A 24,503-nucleotide genomic window follows, 5' to 3' on the forward strand; every position below is an offset into this window, starting at 1 on the left:
TGCTCGGCGCACAACAAAAAAAGAGCTCCTAAGCTGGAGCTCTTTTCGTTTTTTGATACTTCCTGTATCCATAGACAAATCCAATCTGTAGTACTTTCACTGAAAGCCAGATCATCGATATCTCCAGTTGTGTATCACCAATAAATCTAGCATACAATCTTCAGACTGTTCTGGGACACAACCGAGATAATCAACTCTAGTGCCAAGCCATTTCGCCGCTTAGCACTTTCGCGCCAAGTTCTAAATCGCCTTCCGTAGCCTCAAATTTCGGGTAGGCTTTCTTCATGTAATCACTGATCTCGACCGATGTTGGATTACTTTTGCTCGCCAACGCTTTTTCAATATCAGCCACATAATCCTTCGTGAAGTGAACTGCATTTATTCCTGTTGGCATTTCACCTAAATAGTGACCCGGAATTACAACCTCTGGCTCTAGTGCTTTCATACGCTCCAACGATTGTGACCACTGGCTACGAATCTCTTTCGATGCAGTATCTGCCATCCATACATGCACACCGCTATACACCGACACGCCACCAAACACCGTTTTTTCAGACGGAACCCATAGGTAAGCTTGGTGTGTATTTATCTCTTTCACTTCGATGGTTTCACCTTCGATGCTTAATGTTGTGTCGTTCATCACCATTGGAACAATCACCTTAGAGGGCGCGTTGCCTTCTAATATAGGCCCCCAGTATTCAAGCTTTGCATCTTTGGTGCGTTTGATATGCGCGACAACGGCTTCACTGGCAACGACTTTAACGTTAGGAAATGCCGAAACTATCGGTTCCAAACCAAAGTAGTAATCTGGGTCGCCGCTGCTGATGTAAACCATCGATAATTTTTTGCCTGTGGCTTTGATTTGCTCCACCAAATTTTGTCCGTCTGCGACACTGAATTGTGCGTCAAATAGAATCACTTCTTTCTCACCCGAAACCAATACCGAGCTTGCAGGGAATATCGCGTTCTCACCGGGGTTATAGTGAGTGATGTTCAGATCCACAGCTAAAGCAACACTTGATGCCAGCACGGTTCCTAGGCTTATGGTTCCTAAAAGCATGCTTTTTAATAACAGGTTTTTGGATAACGTATTCATGGCTTTATTCCGATACTTGGAGTTGAACACCTGCCAACTCGTTGAATGTCCAAATATCTTATTTGATTGTTTTTAGATGAAATAGATATCAAATTGACTTTAACTATTGCAGTTTTCGGACATATACTGAGGTCGGTTTAATTCTCTAGGCAATAAAACAATGGATAAACTCGAAGCAATGAATGTCTTTGTCACCATAGTGGAACGTGGCAGTTTGAGCGCAGCGGCAGAGCACCTTGATCTCTCACGAACCAAGGTCACTCGTTATTTGGGTGAGTTAGAAACATGGATGGACACACGCTTGCTTCACAGAACAACACGAAGCTTGAGTTTAACCAGCGCAGGTAAAGAAACACTTGAGGTCGCCAGAGAACTTTTGGCACTGGAAACATCCCTAGCTGGGATCAGAAACCAAAACCGAGAGCATTTAAAAGGTCAGCTGCGTATTACTGCGAGCTACTCGATTGTCGATAGCTTCTTGATGGAATCAATTAGTCGCTTCATCGCCAAATGGCCAGAGGTTTCTATCGACATTATCTCGACTGATCAGACCGTCAACCTGGTTGAGTCACGCATCGATTTGGCCATTCGCATAACCAACGAACTGACGCCCAATATTGTCGCGAAGCAGATCGGTGAATGCCGCTCCGTGATTTGCGCATCGCCTCAATATCTAAAAGAGAAAGGCACACCCACAGAAGCCCAAGATCTAGCGCACCACAACTGTTTATCGTTCAGTTACTTTGGCAAAACCGCTTGGACGTTCAATGGCCCCAATGGGCTCGAATCGGTTCCGATTAAAGGGAATATCAGTGCAAACACCTCAGAGGTTCTGCTTTCTGCCACACTCAAAGGCAACGGTATCTGTTTACTGCCCTTCCCTTCAGTGGAAACCTTGATGCGTGATGGTCTATTAGTGCCACTGCTTTCTGAATGGCAACCTAAAACGCTCGGTGTTCATGCTATTTATGGAACGCGTAAACAAGTCACACCGCTGTTAAGAGCCTTTATCGACCATTTATCTGACGAGATGGAACAATCGACAAGTTGGTAGAAGTACGATGCCATCACTAAGGAGGAAAACTTGCCATTAGTAAAACTGATGCAGAATTAAAATCATTAATTTTACTTAACTGTCAGTTGCTTCTATCGTGACTGCATACATCATCAATTAGCTTATTAACGCAGGGAAACTGACTATGACTGCCATTACCGATTTAGACATTTTGTTAAAGTCCATGTCACCAGAACTCATTGAAGGCAACTATGTTTTCTGTACTGTCGACGGAGCGTTAACAGACTATGTTCAGCTCAATCCAATCTCAACTTTTCGTGAGAAAGAAGGTTTAACGCTGGTTCTGGAAGAAGACGTTGCGACCAAAGCTCAGCTAAACTTCGATGGTGTGTTTAGCCTGATTACATTGTCGGTACATTCCAGTCTTGAAGCGGTTGGATTAACAGCAGCCTTTGCCACCAAGCTTGGTTCTTACGGCATTAGCGCCAACGTGATTGCTGGCTTTTATCACGACCATATCTTCGTTCAGAAAGACAAAGCTGAAGCCGCAATGAGTGCGCTTAGAGAATTTTCAGAAGCGGATTAGTAAAGAATTCGATTGTTCACAGACACAAAAAAAGCGACGTAATCTACGTCGCTTTGGCTTATTGCTTAACGTGCACTCACTGATCAGGCATCAGTGAGCGAACCAGTTAAGCAAGCTTAAAAGTCGCCACTTTGTCACTTAAGCCAGCGGCTTGGCTCTTAAGTTCGTTCGACTCAGTTAAGCTGTCCTGTGCGCCCACAACTAAGTGGTCGGTAACATCTTTAATGGTCGTCACGTTCTGGGTAATTTCACCCGTCACATGTGTTTGCTCTTCAGCAGCCGTCGCGATTTGAGTCGCCATATCGCTGATCAAAGCAACTGCAGTATTGATCTCTTCAAGCGCATGCGAAGCTCGATCGGCATCTTCTACTGAATGTATTGCCAACTTAGAACTGCTCTCCATCAGCTCAACCGCTTGCGCCGTTGTACGCTGCAGGATATCAATTGTTGATTTGATCTCTTCCGTTGAAGAGTGGGTACGCTGTGAAAGCACACGTACTTCATCCGCTACCACAGCAAATCCACGACCTTGTTCACCAGCACGAGCCGCTTCAATCGCAGCATTCAAAGCAAGTAAGTTGGTTTGCTCTGCAATGCCTTGAATCGTTGCGAGTACAGTCGAGATCTCTTGAGCATGCTTGTTAAGTTCGCTAATCACACTACCCGCTTCATTAACTTCATTGGCTAGGTTATTGATTGAACCTTTGGTATCCACAACCAGAGCGTGACCACTGTTAGTGCTTGTCGCTGAATCTTGCGCCGCTTTTGCTGTTTGCTCGGCATGCGATGCTATCTCTTGCGTGGCGCTCGCCATTTCAGTTACGGCCGTCGCGACCATAGTGATTTCTTGCTGCTGATGATTAAGCTCATCCACCGAACGGTTCGCACGCTGAGCACTTTGCTCTGACTGGCTGTTTAGCTGTTCTGACTGCCCACGGATATGGCCAATCAACTGCTGTAAGCTTCCAACAAAGGTATTGAAGTTATGAGCCAACTCGCCCACTTCATCTTGGTTTTCAACATGAATGCGTTGAGTTAAATCACCACTACCATTCGCGATTTGCGCCAGTGCTTGAGAAACGTGGTTCAACGGGCGGAATAGAATCGTACACAACAGGTTAAACAGTATGGTACATACGATCACCACAAGTAGCGTCACCAACACTTGACCAATCACTGCATCAAATAGTGGCGCAACCAGAGAGTCATGGTTAACAACGCTCACAGTAATCAGGCTCGTTCCATCAATCGCACGTGCGTACAGAACATAGTCGCTGCCATTCAACTCGATAGAAGTGTCTTTACCGCTAGTCAGCGCCTTTTGTACGTCCGCAAAATCTAACCCAAGTGAGCTGATATTTTTGTTCAGTAACTTGGTGTCAGGGTGCGTATAAACCGTGCCTTTATTGGTCGCGATGAACATGTAACCTTCACCCGGAAGAATCACTTGCTCTAGGCTATTAAGAATGTCGGTAATTTCAACATCCGCGCCTAACACAACCTGTTGACCATGTAATTGCATGGCAGTACCCAGCGACACAACATTCGCCCCAGTTGCAGCTGCAACCGTTGGATTATCCATGAACACCTTACTAGGGTTTGCTACCGCGTTGGTGTACCAACCCCATAGACGTGGGTCATCATTGCCCGGCGGCAATACCACTCCGTTTGCGTTCTTTTGCGAACCGTCTGGAAACGCCAAGAAGACATTATCAAAAGAGGCTGAATCACGAACCTGTTTTAGGTGAGTCACCAAGCTTTCTTGTTTGGATTCTTTCGAAAGAGAAGTAAGCGCACGCTCTTTGGATAAGATCCAATCCGATACATATTGATTGTACGAAGCCGATGCGCCCTCTAAGCGCTGTTCAACTTCAATATCCAACCTTTGCAGTGAAGCACGAAAAGACAATGCCTCGACCAAAATCCCCCCCAGGATAATGGCCATACTGGCTGAAATCGCCAGCTTATTTTTAAGCGAGAGTTTCTTGAACATAGGAAACCTATAATTTGGAAGTAATAAACCGTGGCGAACAAATTGATTGCCAAAGCGGTTTGCAAGCGGGATATATTTTACGCTTTAAAATAAATTAAGAAACCGATGAGGAACTAAAATATTGATATATGTGAGTAAGTGCACGCATCGTAACCCATTGATTTAGAGAATGGTAAACTCTAAATTTTGAATTAATGTGCTAAACATGGTCAGCTGATGAGTGTCTCTGTTTGAGAATAATAACAGCACAGATCGCGCCATGCCGTTAGCTCATTAGGAAGGTATTTAAATGAGTTGAACGTCTGAATAGAAACAGGTTGCGAACTAAATAGTCAAAAGTTGATCAACCAAAGTCCAACGTTAACAGCAATCGTGTTTCGTCAGATGAAGTGACTGGTGAACGGTGAACAAGGCCTCTATTCTCATTGCCACTCCAACGCTCCCCTTTTAATAACGCAACATCACCACTGGCCATTTTCTGGATGTCAGATTCGTCGTTGTACAGGCCTGAAACAGAATCAGGCTTTCCGTTAGCCCCTAGCCCTAGCTTAGAACGGTCGACTAAGTCGTTTGGCAACCATTGAGTCGCAACACCATGATAAGTTGTCACCAAGCGGCAAGGCACTTGATCAAAATGGAAACGTGGGCACATCGCTTTATTCAGAACGGCTAAACGTAACCCGACTTCTTCAAGCTCAAACAAACAACAGAACATATCCACCAGCTCTGCCATGTTTTCTAACAGCGCTTTAGAGGCGGTGCCATCGGTGGCAAATTCCAACTTATCGAAAGCATTTTCAGGTGACACGCTAACAGACTTACTAAAGTTTGGATTAAAGGCGATAAATTCACTAATTGCCGTCGTTAAGCCTTCATCAAACTGTCGCTGCCATACCGCTATATTAATATCACTTTGGTAGATATCCGCTAATACCGTTGGCTGCTCAGAAGCACTCGAGCTTGGCTTGTGATTTGCCTTATCCTGAATACTCACAGCTGAACTAATGTTGAGTGGCTGGCTGCTATTGGTAGCCAAAGGCTTGGTTAACACGGCATTCATTACGTCGTCTCCTTGATACATGCTCATCGCTTCCCTTTTACCAACAGAATAATTATTCTTGGCAAGAGTGCTTTTGGTTACGTTATAACATAACCAAAAATAAACAAGTCACTTCGTCGATCATGATTCCAGTAATACAGCGACGCTCTTCTTTTCCTGCGGTAATTTTTCGAATGCTGAACTAAGCTTCTCTCAATCACTCTTTCCAAAAAGTCATTTTAAAAACGTACGACTCAAGAACGTAAACCTGTGAATTCATCAATCTGGTGACAACTTATGAAAAAACTAATCTCTACATTCGGCCTCCTATGCACCGTTATCTCCGCTCAATCTTTCGCGGAGTCGGGCTACACATTAGATCCGAAGTTATCGAACATCACATTCGCGACCATTAAAAAGCAGTTTGTTGTCGAGCCCGCATCCATCAAACCTATGTCTGGAGGGCTTACCGAAGAGGGTCAGTTTTCAATAATATTGGACTTGAAAAGCGTGAGCACCGGAGTCGCTATTCGTGACCAGAGACTGAATGAACTCTACTTTGAATCGATGACTTTTCCTGAAGTGAAGATCTCTGGGAAGGTTGAACCGTCGATGCTATCTGGTGATCCAAAAAGAACAACAGTAGCAGCGGAAGTTACTTTACACGGCGTAACCAAAACGATCGACTTCCCAGTTGTGGTGGTTCCATCCTCAGGGTTTGTCATGGTTAGCTCAGCTTCGACAATCATCGTCAATGGCGCTGATTTTGGGATATCTACAGAGAATCTAAACAAACTTTCAGCGACCGTGGGTGGATTAGCGATTTCCGACCAAATCCCTTTAAGCTTTAACCTACTTTTCGACCAATAATGGACTTATAACTATTCCTTTCTATTCTCCCTCATTTCACATTCATCAATCGTTTGAGAGCGGTGAATGTGAGTAAGAGTACGCGACAACGCAATAAACTGAATTAGGTTTGAATAAACTAAACCAAAATTTCCACTCGATTTCCCCAAGTCGGCCAGATAAACATCCCTCACAAAGTATTAAATTGAGCGTTATATAGGCTCAGAGATGTCGTTGATGTCACATGTCGTTACACAGCATGACGCCTTAAGGCTTTACATCTTGGGCAAGGTAAACAACAATCCCTGAGAATAAATCCATAACATAATGTATTTAGAAATTATGAGTAACACAGAAAACAAAAAATCGAGTCCTCTTTTCGAAGTCGTGTTTAACGTCTTTCTTCCTTCATTCATTTTAATGAAGTTCAGTGGAGATGAGCTTCTCGGAACAGGCTTAGCATTACTTGTCGCACTAGCCTTCCCTATTGCTTACGGTGGCATGGAGTTGATCCGCAACAAGAAGTTCAACTTCATAGCGGCGCTTGGCTTCGTCAGCGTGCTATTAACGGGCGGTATTGGTTTCTTTGAGCTAGACACTCGTTGGTTAGCACTAAAAGAAGCATTAATCCCTGGTCTAATTGGTTTGGCGGTTCTTGGCTCTACCTTCACCCGCTACCCGTTTATCCAGAAAGTTATCTTCACACCGGCCCTGTTAAATATCTCTCTTATTGAAGAGCGCCTAAAGCAGCTCGGTAACCAAGCAAAGTTTGATCGTTGTCTAATGACATCCAACTACCTATTCGCGAGTACTTTCGCATTTTCTTCAGCTATGAACTACTTCCTAGCGACTTGGATTGTGACTAGCCCTGCTGGCACCGCTGCCTTTAATGAAGAACTTGGCAAGCTGACACTTTACAGCTACCCAGCAATCGCCATCCCAAGCATGCTGATGATGTTAGGTATTTTCTACTACATTTGGCGTCAAGTTCGCACGATGACATCACTAGAAACAGAACAAATTTTTATTACTAAATAGTTCTGAATTAACAAATCGCTCTGACTGCACAACAAAGAAGCCCAGCAATTAAGCTGGGCTTCTTTGTTTTTGCAGTTTCGTTTGTCAACGTGATAGATGACAGCCTCAATTTGGATTATGAATCGATCGGGCAACCCTAATGCTCTTTTCTCACGTAAATTTGGGCAACATGTCTATAAACCAATAATAATCAATGAATTGCATTGATTGAACCGACAGATGCTTTTATAGTCAATTCTGTTGGTTACTTTACAAAGCTCTACCCAATCACTGACATTATTTCAGTTGCTGTTGATAAGATCGCATAAGCTAGGTGCTAAAGGTAGACGCCAGCCGTACTCAATAAGGAATATAGATTATGAACAAATCTCAATTAGTTGAACACATCGCGACTTCTGCAGACATCTCAAAAGACCAAGCAGGCACAGCACTAAATGCGCTAGTTGAAGGTATCTCTACTTCGCTTGCGAACGGTGATGACGTATCGATCCTTGGATTTGGTAGCTTTAAAGTTAACTCTCGAGCTGCTCGCACTGGTCGTAACCCGCGAACCGGAGAAGAGATTCAGATTGCCCCATCAAAGACGCCAGCATTTAAAGCGGGCAAGGCACTAAAAGAGACGTGCAACCTGTAACACAAAAAACACAAGGAAGATTACGATGACGACTAAGGAAAAAGCGAAAACGAGCCGAAGCAAAAAAGCAGGCAAGTCGACTAAAGCGCAAGCCGAAACGCCTAAGACTCGTCAACGCATTGAAGAGCTTCTCGAAGAGCGTGAACTGGCTAAACTGTTAGAACTTTAGTTTATATAAGAACTAATGTTTAGGTTTAAGCAAGGTGATAGTTTGTTATCGTTCTAATGCCACTGCAGATTTGTAGTGGCATTTTTGATTTAGGAGCAAGCGCCTCTAATAAATAACATTGATACCCCTCCCCACTAAAGCGACAAACACATCTGTCCAAAATCTGAACGCTAAGTAACTGATTGAGTTACATAGCTATACATATCCATACTTACCCAAATCACCTTTTTCACTATCATCATTTTCTTGTTATTGGTGAGATTATTGGAAGGGTTCATGACACGACTATGTTCGAGCAATCCTTCTTCTTTGAGGTGATTATGAATGTCGTTCGCATGGGGATTGAAGCAAATACCCATAAAAATAAGGGTAAGTACAAAGCGATAGTTAAGTTTACTATTCGAGCCCTGTTTTATTATTCAGCTACTCGAAAAATGAGTAATAATTTCAACTCTGAAGAGAGAAAGTTATTATTTATCAAGCAACCCAACTTCCTTTCTAAATTTGTGACTCCCTACTTATGTACTGGCTTTAGCAATAAAGAAAAGATCGATATCTTATCCAAACACTACGACTGGTTTGAAAACACCTTCGCAACAGAAGCTAGACACCAAATCTATAACGAAAGGCTCAATCTTTTAAAACTTGAGATAGATGACAACGTTTATCTGGTTAATCTCAGCTTCGAAAGAAACGCGAGAAAAGAAGGTGAACTGACAATTTCATTGACCAACTCTCAACTCGAAAAAATGTATACCATTTCGTTTACTGTTTTCGACAACAACATCTACATCGGCGGTATACAGGGTGGCGCCAATGACAATGGATTTAGCCGCACATTCACCAAAGCTTTTTACGGTTTAAGACCTAAATCCTTCATGGTAGAAACACTACGACTGCTCGCTATTAACTTGGGTATCGACAATATCTATGCGGTAAAAGAGTCTGGTCATGTCTCGAACTCATTACGCTACGGTAAGAAAAACAAAGACATCAGCCTTAAATACGACAGTCTGTGGGAAGAGCACGATGGACAGGTGCATGATAACTATTTCTATCGTCTCCCGACAAACCCGAACAGGAAAGATCTTGAAGCTCTAAAACGTCAAAAGCGTAAGTTGTATCGCGAGCGTTATGCCTGGCTAGATCTGTATGAACAAGATCTGAAGAACGTAATCAGTCAGCACATCCATGATCCTGTTCATTATGCTCATGACAGTTAATTTGGCTAACCTGTACTCGACTCGCTAACGCGTATTACCTTTACTAGCGTGCTTTAGTCTAATCACAGCCCTTGGACCAAACGCTCAATCCCGAGGTGATAGCTTTAAAATAAATATTAGACAATGCTAATTTACATCTTTATAGTATCTAGGTATTTCGAAAACTACTCAATCGCCGGCGACCAGCCAGTACTGATCATTAAGAAGATACAAGCTCTATGCTCGGCAATTTGTATAGTTAAACTTAGAGACAGTAATAGGTAAACGTATGACTAAAATTGTAATCATCGGTGGCGTAGCTGGAGGTGCTTCAGCTGCTGCACGCGCTCGTCGTCTTAGTGAAGAAGCCGAAATCATAATGTTTGAACGAGGACCATTCGTCTCTTTTGCCAACTGTGGATTGCCATACCACATAGGTGGCGATATCGAGGATAGAAGCAAGCTTCTGTTACAAACACCTGAAAGCTTCTTAGCTCGCTTCAACGTTGACGCACGAGTGATGAACGAAGTTACCTCTATTGATCGCACCAATAAAACCGTTACAGTCAAAAATCTTGTTGATGGTAATCACTACAGCGAGAGTTACGACTTCTTATTACTCAGCCCTGGAGCCGGTGCCGTCGTTCCTCCCATCTCAGGAATCGATAACCCCCTAACCCATTCACTACGCAATATTCCAGATATGGATCGCATCATCGAAACAATCCAAATGAATAAACCTGAGCACGCGACAGTTGTTGGCGGTGGCTTTATCGGCTTGGAAATGATGGAAGCGTTTCATCAGCTTGGGATCAAGACTTCGTTGATTGAGATGGCTGACCAAGTAATGACGCCAGTAGACCGGGAAATGGCCGGCTTTGCCCATGCGGAGATTCGTGACAAAGGCATCGACCTAAAACTCGGCGTCGCGCTTGAGTCTGTGAAATATATACCTAACGAACACATCGCAAGTTTTGATTCAGGCGAGAGCGAGAAGCACCAACACATAGAGGGTGAATTGGAATTAACACTTAATAATGGCGAGTCATTAACTACTGATATCTTAATCATGGCTATCGGTGTGCGTCCTGAGACTAAGTTAGCAAAAGAAGCAGGACTTCAAATTGGCGAACTAGGTGGTATCTACACCAATGAAATGATGCAGACTAGCGATCCTAGCATCTACGCTGTGGGTGATGTGGTCGAAGAAAAAGACTTTGTCACAGGTGCACAAACTCTAGTTCCGCTTGCTGGCCCTGCTAACCGTCAAGGTCGTATGGCTGCCGACAACATGCTCGGACGCAATGAAATCTATCAAGGTACACAGGGCACAGCTATCTGTAAGATTTTTGACCTAGCCGTTGCCTCAACAGGGAAAAACGAAAAACAGTTGAAGCGTGAAGGCGTCGACTATGAAAAAGTCTATGTGCATACCGCAAGCCACGCTAGCTACTATCCTGGCGCTGAGATTGTCTCGTTCAAGATGTTATTCGCCCCTAAGACAGGGAAAATACTAGGTGCGCAAGCCGTCGGTAAAGATGGCGTTGATAAACGCATTGATGTTATGGCAGTAGCTCAACGTGCAGGTATGACCGTTGATCAGCTTCAACACCTTGAATTAACCTATGCACCACCTTACGGGAGTGCCAAAGACGTGATTAACCAAGCCGCATTTGTTGCCAACAATATTATTAAAGGTGACGCGACACCTATTCATTTCGATGAGATTGCAACATTAAGCGACAACCAACTCCTACTCGATGTTCGTAACCCTAGCGAACTAGAAAATGGTGGCTTTATTGAAGGCGCAATCAACATTCCTGTCGACCAACTGCGTGATCGAATGAGTGAGCTCCCAGCAGACAAAGAGATTGTAATCTACTGCCAAGTCGGGTTACGTGGTAACGTGGCTTATCGCCAACTCGTCAACAACGGCTTTAAAGCACGCAACTTAATCGGTGGTTATAGAACACTCATGTATGCAAAAGCTTAAGGATTAATACTTAGTCGCCGGTAATGGTGCGCGGACACTTACGGGCTAGTTGCTAGTTGCTGAGAGAAAGTCGCTCATAAATAGATGCGAGTAGTTAATAGTAAACATTGAAAAACCGAGCTTGGCATTTTAGTAAGTGCCAAGCTCTTTTATTATTCGTAGGAGTCAATAAAAGCTTGCAGTGCTCGCTGATCGACAATTTCTAACCCTTGATCTCCTTTTCTGATGAAACCCTTGTCTAATAGGTCTTTAACCGCTCTTCGATACACTCTGCTCGATGTACCAAATCGTTCTGCTTCTTGATTCACTTTATCGAAACCGCCTAACACAGTGTTAGTCTCGCTTTGAACCAATAAATCATACGCAATATTGTAGGTAATTGAGTGTAAAAGACGGTTAGTGTAAATGCCCATAGAGTCTTGATAATCTTCCGCTAATGCAGAGGCGAAAAAGAACATCATCTCCGGATTTTCATGTAGCGCTTCTGATAGTTTCTGGATACAAATAACATCAACTTGCATGTGTTCATCAGCCACTACGTTCCACTGACAAGGGGTCTGCGTGAAAAACTCCATCTCACCGAAGATATGGTAATCACAATTCACTTCGCCCAATTGAAAGCGTCGCCCATTAGCCGCGGAAATACTCATAGAGACTCTTCCTGCGGGCACTACATAAAGATACTGAAGCTGCTCACCTTGACGTAGGATTTCATCATTTTGATTGAAGTAACGAGAGTTAACTTGGTGTTGGTAGATGAGATCTCTAAATTCAGAGCTTTTTTGTTCTAAGTAGTTTTTAAAGCGTCCGCTTGAGTATGGTGCAATCTTCATACTTACTCTCTCATTGCATTACTGCTGTTTATATTCAAACGATTGTAACCACTTAAACCACAGGAGAGAACCCAATAAAAAAGCGACGGTCTCCCATCGCTTTCGTCTTGCATTTATTCAGGCTCTTATTGAGTAATTAATGCTTCCAGTGCCGCTAATGACGCTAGCCGCTCTCCTTGCATCATTGCCTCAGCCTCATCGACATATTGCCCAACGCCCTCTTTTACATCTTGTTCATACAAGACAACATTGTTCAAGATAGAAGCGACATTAAGCCCTCTCAAGCGTCCCACGGTAAACAACGCGGATGTTTCCATGTCTGCACCTAAAATGCTTTTGCCATTCCAGTACTGACAAAGCGCCTGTTCATCATCGGTATAAAAGCTATCGTGTGAGCGCACTGTTCCTAAATAGTAAGGTGTTGACTGCTGCTGCAAGAACCCATCTAGCTCTTTGAGCAGGGAGAAGCTTGCATAAGCGGGATACGACGGTTTAACGTAAGCCGCAGATCCCCCCTCATCACGAACCGCGCCCTCTGCAATAATTAGCTCACCAAGCCCGATATGTGACTGCATTGCGCCTGCAGACCCTACTCGGACAATATGAGTCACACCACAAAACTTAAGCTCTTCTACCGCAATGATCATTGAAGGTGCACCAATGCCCGTGCTGCAAACCGATATCGCTTTACCTTGATATTGACCAGTGAAGATTCGATATTCACGGTTTTCAGAGACCAGTTCAGCATGTTCAAGCAAGTTAGCGATTCGATTCGCTCTATCTGGCTCACCACAAACAATAACTAACGGAGCAATTTGCGTTTCATCAACGCAGATATGAGGTTGCTTTGCCATCTTCACTCCTAAGAAGCCGTTGCTTGAGTTAACGATTTATCACTGTTTCGTTTAGCTGTGCGTGCCCACTCACGAGTACCGTTTGCCGCAATAAACATTAAGATTGCGTATTGAACAGACATTGCGTACACACCCTGCGTCGCATAAATACCAACGCTGATAATGTTAATCACAATCCACAGTATCCAGTTTTCAACATACTTACGTGTCATAAGAACTTGAGCAACAATAGATAGAATGGTCATCGTGGCATCCCAGAATGGGAACGCATCCGGTTCAAGCACTGGCTCCGCTAAATCCGCACCAAATAGATTCAAGCTATCTACCGCGATGTTTGCTAGCGCAAAAAAGAATGGGTCGATGTACATAGTTAACAAAGCAATAGAAATCGCACACGCTACGGCCGTTGCTACTAGTTTATTTTGGCTCAACCAACGAACTTCTAGCGTTTCACCTTGCTCATTAGGACGTGTCCATGCGTACCAACCGTAAATGTTGGCACAGAAGAAGAATAATTGAAGAAGTAGCAGTCCGTATAACTGAATTTGGAAAAAGATAACCGCGAATAAGGTGACATTCAGCAATCCGAACAGGTAGTTAATGGTTTTTTCTTGGCTTGCAAACCAAATACACAACAAACCAAACACGGTGCCGAATGCTTCAATCCAGCTCATTGCGTAGCCATCCCCTATTGGGATATTAACTAAAGTATTGTTGATATCAAGTAGAGCGAATAGGTCCATAGATGTGTCCTTTATTATTTGTTTTAGTGGCACCTATTTTATTGCGCCTCTCCAAATAAAAAGGAGGACATTTGTCCCCCCTAGAATGCATGCGATCATAAATCAGAATATTAAATCCGGAAAATCAATTTCACGGGAAGATGTCATAGCCCTCCCACAGTCTCGAACTCGAAACTCCAGCACCAGAATAGCCCCCTTCCAAAAACGAAATTTTAGCTTACTGGCTTAACGCCGATATCGCATTGACGGTTACGTTTGAGAAGCGCATGATTTTATCTCGAGCAGAATCGTTGTCTGGCGTGTTAACCGTGTAATCGCCCCAAAACTCGTTCTGTGCAACGTACTCAATTGAATGGCAGGTCACATGAATAAAGTAATTATGTTAGTAATGGGGCTGCTTTTTACCAGTCGATTGTTTGCCAGTATTGTTCCTCATGTTGGTCAACTTGAGCATGATGCGCCTATTCTCCTTCGCTCGGCATTGATTGTAGGGGTTGCGGCTTACGCGGTTTGGAGTGCATTTAAATACTTCAAAAAGATCAAGGCCTCAGATTCAGATCAACTGTAACGGCGAAAGTCCAAAAGCTTTTGAATAAGCCTCTAATTTCGATTACTGATCTGCGAAATAATCGACCAAGATTTTACGCCACTTTCGTGACTCACGAATCTTCGACAGGGCGCGGTTAATCTCTTCTTCGTACACGTTATTTTCAGTGATTATGAAACCGTAGTTGGACTTTTATAACTGATAAAACAACACCGCTATACCAAGCTTAAGTTTGATAGCTAGAAACTGACATAAACTGACTTTGTGCCGACGAACATAACTTTCCGCACTGAGTAATTTGGCTTTCTAGGAAGTAGATATTACGTCTAATTTTCACCCACTGGGCACGAACTTCCAGTTCTTGACCAATCAAAATCGGATGATGAAAACGAGAGGTTAAACTCACCGTCATCGCCTTGATATCATTCTGAAATAGACAATGCAACATCGCGCTGTCATGCAGTGTAGTGACAATGCCACCTTGCATGATGCCATCGTAGCCCTCAGCTTTATCTGTTGGTACAATCTTGGCTCTGGTTTTATATTTAGCTACTGCCTCATGCTTAGTTAAAGTGTCATGCTCGCCAATAGCTTCAAAACAAATGGCGCTGTCGTTGAAAAAACCTTGGCTGCACACTTGGCAACGCCGATGATTGTGTGGAATGAAAAGCTTCATACTTACCTTTACCCATAGATTGCTAGAGATTGATATGGCTCGACCAAAAAAACATCGCCAGTTGTGTACCCGTACGGCTTACTCTTGTTTTAAGCCCAATGGTGTTCCTATGGACGAGCTTCATAAAGAAGAATTGCTATTGGAAGAGCTCGAAGCCTTGCGCTTGGCTGATCAAGAAGGCCTGAGCCAGCTTGAAGCCGCTGAACAAATGCAGGTGTCTCGCCAAACGTTCGGCAACATTATCAAGCGTGCACGAGCTAAAGTCGCCAAGTGCATAGTCAATGGTCACGCGTTGGTGATTCAAAGTAGTTAATTAACGTGTTAGCCAGAAGTTATTTAACTCAGTGAGCGAGAACTCTGATGCTTACTTCGATACTTAGCTTGATGGCTCAGTAATCTGATACAGCTTTTTGCTTTGCCCTTCACACACATCCTTGCAATTGCATTCACGCTCAATATCTAACTGCGCCAATCCTCCACAGCTGCATTTGATTGGCTTGCGCGAAAAAATCACGCCTATCGCCATCAATGTAACGACTCCGACAAACCCCAATAGCGTCAACAAAAAGGTCATTGTCGGAACCCTCGAATAGCACCTAGCTGATTAGGCTGTACCATTAGAATCGAAGCTTGTTTTTTGTGCCCGTTTTCGCCGCACGCTTTATTGCCACACCCACTATTTCTCGGCTCGCGACCATAATCGAGATCGGTCACTTCCCGTAGATTGTCGAAATCCAAAGCCCCGATTTCTGCCTTACCTGTCAATGCCAAGACTCGAATATCGTTATTGAACAAGTGCGCCAGCATCTTCTTACCAATATAACGAACCACCACAGATTTCACATCGTAAGAACGGAGAACCGAAATCCATTGCTTCTTTTTATTGCAAGAGGTGTCGGAGTCAATCAAAGGAACAATCTGTTTTATCTGTCGTTGTTCATCGACAATCGCGATCTGTGGGGAACGAGCAAAGTGGTTGCCAACATGAAGGTCGCGACAAGGTACTGCGTATAACATAGTAACTTCCTGTTATTGATGATCAGGAGTTCAGCATACGCCCCATTGCTGGCATATGCCAATAACTATCATGTGAAAAATAAGATTTACTGGATCGATAACGAAGATCACAAGCACCCAAACTTACCGTCATCTTCAGCCTATCTCAGTTACCTTTCAAATAACCATATATACTAGGGGGTAGTATTTTTACTGGGGGTATTTTTTGCGTTGTTAATGCCTGTTATCAAGAGCCAAGCTCAAACCCATTACAAAAAGGCCTCGCACAACCGAGAGCTTAATCGACTATTCAACGTCACACACTAGTCTGAATAATGTCGAACTAGGGACCAATCAAAGATGTTTATAGGAAAAATAGGTTGGATTGAAAATCAAGAATTGCAGTCGGCTTCAATGTAAACAAGCTTATAATTTGAAGTGAACAACGCATCGAGTTGTTATGATATAACATCACACTAAATTACCATCATTTCTCATGAAACAGCCATTTATTCTAATCGATGTCATCAATCGCCTCTCCACACGCTATGTAAGCCGTTTCTCGACATGCTTTCGCTCTCTCAAGGGCTTGACTGTTGGCCTAGCATTATTGTGTTTTGCGCCAAATCTATATGCCCACCCTCACTCTTGGATAGAGATGAAAACTCATATTGAGGGAGAGAATGGCATGATCACCGGTCTCTCTATGGAGTGGTCTTTTGATGCAATGACCTCGATGTACATGTTGGATGGAGAAGACGTCTCTGCCGATACAGAAACTGAAACATTCAAAAAGCTCGCTGCGTCTGTAATCGAAAACATGATGTACGAGCACTACTTCACGTACTTTTATGATGGTGAAGAGCCCATCAAATATCAGGGGGTTGAGAACGCAAAGTTTGAGCGTGATAAAGCCAAGATGGTTCTAACATTTGACCTACCACTTTCTAAACCTAAGCCTGTGACACGAAACTCGCTTCGCGTATTGATTTTTGACCCTAGTTACTTTGTCGACATGTCGTGGCTATCCAACAGCGACGTGACATTGTCACCTGAACTAGCAAGACAATGCCATTTAGAATTAATCGAGCCTAACCCGACGCCAGAGCAAATGAGTTATGCAATGTCTTTACCTGTCGATGCAGATCCAGATAACACGCTAGGCCAACTGTTTACACAATCGGTTGAGCTTCATTGTGCGGCGGTTCCCGCTTCTTAGTCGCAGTGGTTCGTTTCAGCCTTTAAGTCAGCGTCTAGCTGATTAAGCATGGCAACTAATTAACAGAAAGATTTCAGATATAGGTTCTTGTTAAATGAAGAAAAATCAATCCAAAATCAATCACTACCTCATTGGTGCTGGCGCGTTAGTGCTTATTGCTATTGGTGCGTATCAACTGTGGTCCATGTGGCCATCGTTAGTTATCTCTAGCATTCAATGGCAAAGAGAAGTCAATTCAGAACTTGCAGACCTGCTCTATGAAGCTAAATCCAACCCTTGGGGCGCAGGCAGTTACCTTATCGGGTTCAGCTTTATCTATGGCATGCTTCATTCTTTGGGGCCTGGGCACGGCAAAGTTATCGTGTCGACTTACTTAGCGACTCACCCAACCAAAGCCAAGGCGAGTTTAGTGCTTACGGTCGTCTCCGCTTTTTTACAAGCATTGGTCGCAATCTTACTAGTAAGCGTGTTGCTGTGGGGCTTTAGTGCTTCCATGCGAGTAGTGAATGACAAAGCGAATATGTTTGTTTCATTAAGCTTTGCCTTAGTCGCGGTCGTCGGCGCACTTATATGTTGGAAGGCTTTGAAAAACATCTACACCGCTATGCGTAAGCCTAAGCTGAAAGTGAAAGCCATCACTACACTCGCAACAGACACAGCTGCGACAATTTCAGCGCGTTCGCCAATGGCACTTCGTTCATCAATATCAGCCCCTTCTCCGATAATCGACGCTACTAGCACAATGCAAGCCGCAGCTAACACTCATGCAGATCATTCTCATGCCGACTGTGGGTGCGGCCACCAGCATGTAGCCGATGCAGACGCAATCAACAAAGCCTCAACGCTCCGAGAATATGCTGGAATTATAGTGACGATTGGCGTAAGACCGTGCACCGGAGCCATCATGGTACTGCTTTTCGCAAACATGGTTGGCCTATATTGGATGGGTGTTGTCAGTGCTTTTGCCATGGCGATTGGTACTGCTTTCACAACCTCGACGATTGCTATAATGACACTAACAGGCAAGAACTTGGTAAAACGCTATTTGGCAGCAGGTAACAAGAATAACAGTGCTTCACTAAAAGCCGCAGGTCATTATTTACAGCTATTCGGTGGTGTTTTACTTGTCTTAATTGGCTTGTTGCTAATGAGTGGACAAGACAGCGGTATGTCGCCTGTTTTCACTATGTAGCGAACGATGTAATAACAAACCTCAGTTTATTGCGACCTTTACCATTTTTACTAAAAAACACTAGCCCTTATCTCTCAAATCTGAATTAACAGCCACATAATTTCTACTAACCTAACTTTGCACAGCCAGTTAGGTTAGTAGTCAGCCATTCAGAACAGCGCGCTCTATGTAGTTCTGTAACAAACCTACATCCAACTTTGATTTTCCTATTCTTAGCTACTCTTTCATAAACTAACTTAGATTGTTCTAACAATATTAGAGCACTATCCCCCTCCTTTTGAAAATAAGGACATAACTTCCGCAATCCAGAAACTGCGATCGCACTCTTCCTATTTTGAAAAAAAATAGAGCAGCAGTTTTATCAATTGAGTAACAAGCCGAAATTATACCCAATAAATTTCACATCAAACTCCAAGCCTTTACCTTACAACTACAGATAGAGCTTTCTTCAACCAAATTCTTGGATAACCTATACTCAAAGGTAAACAAATGAAACTATACATTCCGAGCGCCACGCTCAGTGTTTTGTTACTTTCTCCGAGTTTCGCGAGTGCCGAAGATATACCTGATTCATACGAATTGCGTAATTTTTCGATGCGCTCACAAAGCTCTGGGATAGCCCCACCGCAAGAAGAACTCGGCGTTTATGTTGTGAATTCGGGTCCTGGTCTGGATACCGGTTGTACCTATGCTTCTGGCGGACCTCTACTTATCTCTTTACCTGTTCCTATGGTCGTCAGCCCCAACGTTTTACAAAGTGACGGGAGAATTGCTCCGAGTAAACTGGGCGATATGCAGCAAAAAGGCGTTATCGGTTCTAACGCAAGGATCAGCCTGCCGGTCTTCGACATAGACTCCAATGCCAACGTCAGTAATATTGCTCCAGAAATAGATATCGTATCTTTTAACGGAAAGTCTTTAGGTACACTGCAAGGCGCTGATAACCGTTGGACGGATACTAACCTTCAAGTCGATATCAGTGATGTCAAGTTCGGCCAAAACAATGAGATTCGCGTCGATATTGATACTGGCAATACGGGAGACAACTGGTGTATGTCTGTCGATTGGGTCTCAATCGAGTTTGATGTTGCCATTCCTGTGATTCTTGCTCATGGCATTGCTGCACAATCAGACACTTGGGATGATGATACGGCTCCAGGCGTGCTTTCTACACTTGATGACTATGGCATTCGTTATACTCGTTTCTCTGCTGACAAAAATGGAACCACAGCGACTAACGCTAATATCTTGAACAACAAAATTCAGGGTTTTCTCGATGAGTTGAAATCCGACAAAGTTCACGTCATTGCACACAGTAAAGGCGGGCTAGATACCCAAAACCTCAAAGCACTTAGCCCTTCCTTTGAGATAACCTCCCTTTCTACTTTCTCCACACCTCACCTTGGTAGCGTCGCAGCAGATTTGTCGGTGATAAAAATGGACCACTACGCCGATATCTACAGTAACGTCAGTACCGATCCAAATAATTACGCTGGCAAGTACATGCAACTCCCAAATATTCCGTTTGCGGGTCCTAAAATGCCTGGTATCCGTGATCTAACAACGGATACAGCATCAAACGCGATCCAAATGCGTACTCGCGGCAATATTGCAAATACATTTTCTATTGGGGCAAATGCCGATCTCAACCAAGACGGTGTTATTGAGAAAGATCCCGATATCGTTGGCCTATTCCCGTGGGGATCGCGTTGGGCAGGCGTTACCGCTTGGCAGGCGCTAAGAAGCTTTAGTTCTGCGGCCTACCTCGATACTCAAACTCAATCGGTCACAATGCCAAGTGTGCATGGACCACAAGCTCATCCAATCACCATAGTCAGTTACCAAGCCATTCAAACAGTACCGCAAGAAAATGATGTTGTTGTGACCTTGGCAAGCGCTAACCCAAGTTATACCAATGCATTGGGTAACGCATTGGCTAACCACTCAACAATGAAAACGGGACAAAACGTTGAACGTTTTCTACAACAAATTATTTCAATGCGCTAAGGAGTGGCCACAATGAAATTCATCAAGCAATTAGTGATGGTGTTCAGTCTTTTCTGTACCTTCATCACACCGGCTATCGCCAGTAATGCAATACCCGTTGGGATGAGTACAAGCACGACACTATCTCAACCAGTGACTAGTAACGATAACGAAGTCACAATGCTATTTACCATCGACAAAGCGGAAGCCCTAAAAGCAGAAATCATCGTGCCGTTGGATGATGCAACCGTATACTTAGTCAAGCCTAACGGGCAAGTCGCAACATCATCCAATGATGTGCAAGCGAACATACTTTCAGGTGACACACAAAGTCCGCCGCTACCGGGCAGCTATTTATTTTTGCCTGAAGTAACTAACCCTGAACCTGGCGAATGGAAGATCGTCGTTGATTTTCCAAACCCAAGTTACAACACAGTAATTATTGCTCAGGTTGCGATCCAATCCCCTATTGCGTTTGGCATGGCGATAGCTGCAAACCAATTTGTGGTCGGTGAACCAGTTCCCGTTTCTGCATTACTGACAAACAAAGGGAATCCAATCACAGGTGCCCAAACCAGCGCAGTGATCATTGATGAAGCTGGAATAAAAACACGCCTGACGCTTAAAGATGAGGGTGTCAATTTCGATGCTATTGCTAAAGATGGTGTCTACAGCAATATTTTCGTTCCACCCGCTGAAGGGGATTATCTAATTGAAGGCATAACGTCTTTTGAAGAATATGGAACAACTATCACTCGCCAGACAAGTAAAAAAATCCACGTACTACCCTCTGACATTGAATTTGTCAGCCTCTCACTCGCTCCACTGTTTTCCTCTGAAGGCTGTGTTATTGCCTTAGAGCAGCGCTTGGAACTTGATGTTAAATCCGCGGGGGATTTTGCCATTCATGGTTACCTCACCGATGGAATTGACGAGCTGAACACAAGCAAACGTCTGCAACTCAAACCTGCGAAGCAAATCGTCACTCTACAGTACTCAACTGAAGATATTTTTGGCGCGTTTGATTCAGCGTCTACTTTGACCTCCAACCCGACGATCATCTACGCAATCACTCAAGATGACATACGAATTTCAGCCCCTCGAATTCAGTTTGAAGAATTTATTGATTTAGCATCTTTTGAGCGTTGCCGCGAACCGATTGAAGTCACGGGGAGTTTAGTCACCACACCGACTATGTCGCAAGATGGAACCTACATTGATTCGCTGAGTTTTGAGTTTCCTATCCATGTTACGCGCAGTGGAACTTACACAGGTTCGGTAAATATCGTTGGTGCAGCCGGAGAGTATTTAGAGCTAGTGAGTTTCCAAGAACCGCTTGAGGCTGGCGAAAACACCATCAAGTTTACCGTTCCTGGTGACACGTTTAAGCAAGCCGATGGTCCTTATGAACTGAACGCACTGCTAATCTACAGTGGCGTTGACTCCTATCGACAAGGAGTTCTCGGTCAAACTCCACCATACCAAGCCTCTGATTTCAGTCCGCCAGTGAATGTGACCCTCCCCTCTAACCTATTCGGTTTGGAAAGAGAAAACTGGCAAGCAACCCCGGCAACACATGTCACGCAACATCGTGTCGGTGGTTACTTAAGAGCGGGGGCTTCAATCCCATACGACTACGAAACACTAGCGAGTTTTGACTTAAGTGAGGTTCGAGGGAAAATTAAACAGGCAACGCTTATTGTTGATTTCGGAGATTCAACTCTTCAATTTCCATTCAACAATGTAACTGCGCATATCGTTAATCAAACTTGGTCTCCAAACACACTGGATTACGACACGTTCTGTGAGTCTTTTACAATATGTGCAGCATGGAGTAATCCACTCACTACATTCAACAACGTAGAAGCCGGTCAAACGCTTAGGTTTACCAACTCTAAACTATTAGAAGCATTAAATGAGAAGAGAGTGTCTGGGTTGAACAAACTAGATATTGCTCTTACCTCTTCTCCCTATGAAAGAAGTTTCTTCATTAACGTTAAGCAGGTGTCATTATTCATCGAGTACTGATCCTAAAACTGAAATAGAATAAGGCCATGCCCAAGGTATCGCTTTGGGTATGGCCTCTCAGAGTGAACGGTGATGAACCTTGCAAGCTTCATATATTTATTCTGTTAGAGCACCCTCAACAGCAGTGATAAAGCACACTAATCACTATAGACTCCATCAACCAACAAAATGAGATCGAAGTTTTATCCAAAAATGCCAGTAGTCCCAACAACCGGGTGACTCCACAGGTCTATCCATCCCATCACCAATTTTTTAGGTGACTTTAAAGATGCCCCTACACTAGTCTGATAGCTAAAGTTAGAATAGACCCGTTAAGTATCATCGATTTACAAAACAGAGCCAAAATATCTAAATAAAAACAGTGAGAAGCGATACAATAATCAAGTTGCAAAATTGCAGCGTGGGACACCTGCCCACTGACAGCCCATTCACAGAGAACCATAAAGTAGCCTCACATGTCTAAAGAACCCGGTTTCACTACAGAATACAAACTCGACAAGACGTTTTTCGCGGAGTGTTATGATCAAACTAGCCTTCCGACTCAATTTCCAAAAGCCTACTTAAAAGGAATACTGTTTCTTATTTTTGGTGTGGTTCTACTGGAGTTTGAACTATTACCTAACGGCTATGTTGGCTGGTTCTTTATCGTTTTGAGTGTGATTGAAGCATTCAGTGTGTACTGCAAAAGAACCTGGTGGTTATGGCGACAAAAGATCAGCTCAGGCGCAGGCAGCAAAATTGTCTTTCAAGGTGACGCTAACGGAGTAAGTTACAAAAACCACAAAGCGACCAACACCATCGCGTGGAGTGACATCGACCAACTTGAGCAGACCAATCTTGGTTTTATCCTGCATATCGGTAAACAGCGCCAATATGTGAGTAAATCTTGTTTAAGCAATGAAGCCATTGCCTTCATGATTGAACACCACGCCGCATCAAAAGCGAAATAACACCAATAAATGCCTGCTGATTTAGCAGGCATTTTTCTATCACTTTTAATTCTACGTATCGAATTACCGGACAATAACAATGAATACCGTGTACCAAATCAGTGATTGCCACCTTTCCGATGAATCCAGCTATGAGAACCTGCGTAGAGCACTGGAATACGTCAACAAAGACACGGCATGCAAGACCATCTTTCTGACTGGTGATATTTGTTGTAACCCAAAGTATGGCGACTACGTTCGATTAGAGGCATTCATTAGGCAACACATTAGCGACCAATCCATTTACGTGATTGCGGGTAATCATGATGACTCTCGCTTAATGCGCACAGAGCTAAAAGGCTCGACGATTTATGTCACCGACAAAGCCACCATCGGTGAACGAGAGTTTGTGTTCCTAGACTCAAGCTTCAAGCCGCTAGACAGCCGCCACCCACTTGGTTCAGGGCGTATTGATAACCGCGGCATGGCTCAGCTAAAACAACAATTGAGAAAGGCCAATGATCCTATCGTGGTTGTTCACCACCCTGTCATTCCAGTCGGTGCAGATTGGATGAAAGCGATCCGCCTAGAGAACGATACTGATGTGATGAAAGTGCTTCGAAAATATCGCGTTCGTGACGTGTTCTGCGGTCATGGCCATGATGAAATAACAGCGACACAGCAAGGCATAACTCAATATATGGCCCCGTCGACAGCCTATGGCTTTGACCACTCGATCAATGAATACAATCGCAGCGAGAAGATAGGATTAAGTCGAATCTCGTTCTGTACTGATTCCATCAACTACCAAGCTGTCTATTTTTGAACCCTATCTTACTGTCTTAAACCTCATAGATTAGCTTTCAAATAAACCAAACTATATAGA

The 24,503-nt window shown here is 43.7% G+C and carries 25 protein-coding genes and 1 pseudogene; 16 read left to right on the forward strand and 10 right to left on the reverse strand.

What is annotated here, in order from left to right:
- Nucleotides 1-196: 196 nt before the first annotated feature.
- Nucleotides 197-1,096 carry a Vmh family MBL fold metallo-hydrolase gene (locus AB4167_RS12165; RefSeq protein WP_102393121.1) on the reverse strand — a complete coding sequence of 300 codons (900 nt, stop codon included), beginning with the start codon at nucleotides 1,094-1,096 and terminating at the stop codon, nucleotides 197-199.
- 160 nt (nucleotides 1,097-1,256) lie between these two features.
- Here AB4167_RS12165 and AB4167_RS12170 point away from each other — a divergent pair, with 160 nt between their 5' ends.
- Nucleotides 1,257-2,150: a LysR family transcriptional regulator gene (locus tag AB4167_RS12170; protein WP_017059121.1), complete on the forward strand. Its 894-nt coding sequence runs from the start codon at nucleotides 1,257-1,259 to the stop codon at nucleotides 2,148-2,150.
- A gap of 145 nt (nucleotides 2,151-2,295) precedes the next feature.
- Nucleotides 2,296-2,697, forward strand: a complete 402-nt coding sequence (locus AB4167_RS12175; RefSeq protein ID WP_136982154.1) for an ACT domain-containing protein — start codon at nucleotides 2,296-2,298, stop codon at nucleotides 2,695-2,697.
- 106 nt (nucleotides 2,698-2,803) lie between these two features.
- Here AB4167_RS12175 and AB4167_RS12180 read toward each other — a convergent pair whose 3' ends face one another.
- On the reverse strand, nucleotides 2,804-4,690 hold the full coding sequence (locus AB4167_RS12180; RefSeq protein WP_372136578.1) for a methyl-accepting chemotaxis protein: 1,887 nt from the start codon (nucleotides 4,688-4,690) through the stop codon (nucleotides 2,804-2,806).
- Nucleotides 4,691-5,033: 343 nt separating this feature from the next.
- Entirely contained in the window at nucleotides 5,034-5,750 is a 717-nt protein-coding gene (locus AB4167_RS12185; protein WP_372136607.1) for a DUF1826 domain-containing protein, read from the reverse strand.
- 276 nt (nucleotides 5,751-6,026) lie between these two features.
- On the opposite strand from AB4167_RS12185, the gene AB4167_RS12190 reads away from it, so the two are divergent.
- The 6 genes from AB4167_RS12190 to AB4167_RS12215 all read left to right on the forward strand — a co-directional run bounded on the left by AB4167_RS12190 (nucleotide 6,027) and on the right by AB4167_RS12215 (nucleotide 11,614).
- Nucleotides 6,027-6,599, forward strand: coding sequence for a YceI family protein (locus AB4167_RS12190; RefSeq protein WP_372136579.1), 573 nt, complete (start codon nucleotides 6,027-6,029; stop codon nucleotides 6,597-6,599).
- Nucleotides 6,600-6,920: 321 nt separating this feature from the next.
- Entirely contained in the window at nucleotides 6,921-7,616 is a 696-nt protein-coding gene (locus AB4167_RS12195) for a VC0807 family protein (RefSeq protein WP_136974849.1), read from the forward strand.
- 358 nt (nucleotides 7,617-7,974) lie between these two features.
- The gene (locus AB4167_RS12200) at nucleotides 7,975-8,250 is read left to right on the forward strand and encodes an HU family DNA-binding protein (protein ID WP_065584244.1); all 276 of its coding nucleotides are present in this window, start codon (nucleotides 7,975-7,977) and stop codon (nucleotides 8,248-8,250) included.
- Nucleotides 8,251-8,275: 25 nt separating this feature from the next.
- On the forward strand, nucleotides 8,276-8,419 hold the full coding sequence (locus AB4167_RS12205) for a hypothetical protein (protein WP_017059112.1): 144 nt from the start codon (nucleotides 8,276-8,278) through the stop codon (nucleotides 8,417-8,419).
- Between the two features lie 320 nt (nucleotides 8,420-8,739).
- Nucleotides 8,740-9,642 carry a VirK/YbjX family protein gene (locus AB4167_RS12210; protein WP_133151375.1) on the forward strand — a complete coding sequence of 301 codons (903 nt, stop codon included), beginning with the start codon at nucleotides 8,740-8,742 and terminating at the stop codon, nucleotides 9,640-9,642.
- Nucleotides 9,643-9,910: 268 nt separating this feature from the next.
- A complete protein-coding gene (locus AB4167_RS12215) occupies nucleotides 9,911-11,614 on the forward strand; it encodes an FAD-dependent oxidoreductase (protein ID WP_017067877.1) in 1,704 nt (567 codons plus the stop codon).
- A 152-nt stretch (nucleotides 11,615-11,766) separates the two neighbouring features.
- Here AB4167_RS12215 and AB4167_RS12220 read toward each other — a convergent pair whose 3' ends face one another.
- The 3 genes from AB4167_RS12220 to pnuC form a co-directional block, all read right to left on the reverse strand.
- The gene (locus AB4167_RS12220) at nucleotides 11,767-12,447 is read right to left on the reverse strand and encodes a Crp/Fnr family transcriptional regulator (protein ID WP_372115188.1); all 681 of its coding nucleotides are present in this window, start codon (nucleotides 12,445-12,447) and stop codon (nucleotides 11,767-11,769) included.
- 125 nt (nucleotides 12,448-12,572) lie between these two features.
- Complete coding sequence (locus tag AB4167_RS12225; RefSeq protein ID WP_372117419.1) at nucleotides 12,573-13,301, reverse strand: nucleoside phosphorylase; 729 nt, start codon at nucleotides 13,299-13,301, stop codon at nucleotides 12,573-12,575.
- Between the two features lie 8 nt (nucleotides 13,302-13,309).
- On the reverse strand, nucleotides 13,310-14,044 hold the full coding sequence (pnuC, locus tag AB4167_RS12230; protein ID WP_017069647.1) for a nicotinamide riboside transporter PnuC: 735 nt from the start codon (nucleotides 14,042-14,044) through the stop codon (nucleotides 13,310-13,312).
- Nucleotides 14,045-14,408: 364 nt separating this feature from the next.
- Here pnuC and AB4167_RS12235 point away from each other — a divergent pair, with 364 nt between their 5' ends.
- Nucleotides 14,409-14,612: a hypothetical protein gene (locus AB4167_RS12235; RefSeq protein ID WP_017059106.1), complete on the forward strand. Its 204-nt coding sequence runs from the start codon at nucleotides 14,409-14,411 to the stop codon at nucleotides 14,610-14,612.
- Nucleotides 14,613-14,654: 42 nt separating this feature from the next.
- Here AB4167_RS12235 and AB4167_RS12240 read toward each other — a convergent pair.
- Both AB4167_RS12240 and AB4167_RS12245 read right to left on the reverse strand, forming a co-directional pair.
- Nucleotides 14,655-14,783: pseudogene (locus AB4167_RS12240) on the reverse strand (ABC transporter substrate-binding protein); the annotation flags it as partial.
- 34 nt (nucleotides 14,784-14,817) lie between these two features.
- On the reverse strand, nucleotides 14,818-15,267 hold the full coding sequence (locus AB4167_RS12245; protein WP_372136580.1) for a PaaI family thioesterase: 450 nt from the start codon (nucleotides 15,265-15,267) through the stop codon (nucleotides 14,818-14,820).
- A 34-nt stretch (nucleotides 15,268-15,301) separates the two neighbouring features.
- On the opposite strand from AB4167_RS12245, the gene AB4167_RS12250 reads away from it, so the two are divergent.
- Entirely contained in the window at nucleotides 15,302-15,580 is a 279-nt protein-coding gene (locus tag AB4167_RS12250) for a DUF134 domain-containing protein (RefSeq protein WP_029235478.1), read from the forward strand.
- 63 nt (nucleotides 15,581-15,643) lie between these two features.
- On the opposite strand, the gene nqrM is transcribed toward AB4167_RS12250, so the two are convergent.
- Nucleotides 15,644-15,841, reverse strand: a complete 198-nt coding sequence (nqrM, locus tag AB4167_RS12255) for a (Na+)-NQR maturation NqrM (RefSeq protein WP_372136581.1) — start codon at nucleotides 15,839-15,841, stop codon at nucleotides 15,644-15,646.
- Entirely contained in the window at nucleotides 15,838-16,284 is a 447-nt protein-coding gene (locus AB4167_RS12260; RefSeq protein WP_372136582.1) for a NifB/NifX family molybdenum-iron cluster-binding protein, read from the reverse strand. Before AB4167_RS12260 ends, nqrM begins: the two co-directional genes overlap by 4 nt.
- A 475-nt stretch (nucleotides 16,285-16,759) precedes the next feature.
- Between AB4167_RS12260 and AB4167_RS12265 the strand changes: the two genes are divergently transcribed.
- From AB4167_RS12265 to AB4167_RS12290, 6 genes are all read left to right on the forward strand, one after another.
- Nucleotides 16,760-17,482 (forward strand): DUF1007 family protein, encoded by a 723-nt coding sequence (locus AB4167_RS12265; protein WP_372136583.1) that lies wholly within the window; start codon nucleotides 16,760-16,762, stop codon nucleotides 17,480-17,482.
- A gap of 94 nt (nucleotides 17,483-17,576) precedes the next feature.
- On the forward strand, nucleotides 17,577-18,674 hold the full coding sequence (locus AB4167_RS12270) for a nickel/cobalt transporter (protein ID WP_372136584.1): 1,098 nt from the start codon (nucleotides 17,577-17,579) through the stop codon (nucleotides 18,672-18,674).
- 489 nt (nucleotides 18,675-19,163) lie between these two features.
- Nucleotides 19,164-20,681, forward strand: a complete 1,518-nt coding sequence (locus AB4167_RS12275) for an esterase/lipase family protein (protein ID WP_372136585.1) — start codon at nucleotides 19,164-19,166, stop codon at nucleotides 20,679-20,681.
- 12 nt (nucleotides 20,682-20,693) lie between these two features.
- The gene (locus AB4167_RS12280; RefSeq protein ID WP_017059098.1) at nucleotides 20,694-22,688 is read left to right on the forward strand and encodes a choice-of-anchor X domain-containing protein; all 1,995 of its coding nucleotides are present in this window, start codon (nucleotides 20,694-20,696) and stop codon (nucleotides 22,686-22,688) included.
- Between the two features lie 455 nt (nucleotides 22,689-23,143).
- Complete coding sequence (locus tag AB4167_RS12285) at nucleotides 23,144-23,638, forward strand: YcxB family protein (protein WP_102320053.1); 495 nt, start codon at nucleotides 23,144-23,146, stop codon at nucleotides 23,636-23,638.
- A gap of 79 nt (nucleotides 23,639-23,717) precedes the next feature.
- Nucleotides 23,718-24,443, forward strand: coding sequence for a metallophosphoesterase (locus AB4167_RS12290; RefSeq protein ID WP_372133197.1), 726 nt, complete (start codon nucleotides 23,718-23,720; stop codon nucleotides 24,441-24,443).
- The last annotated feature ends 60 nt before the right edge of the window (nucleotides 24,444-24,503 follow it).

The sequence above is a fragment of the Vibrio sp. 10N.286.49.E11 genome (assembly GCF_041469505.1).
Taxonomy (GTDB): domain Bacteria; phylum Pseudomonadota; class Gammaproteobacteria; order Enterobacterales; family Vibrionaceae; genus Vibrio; species Vibrio crassostreae_C.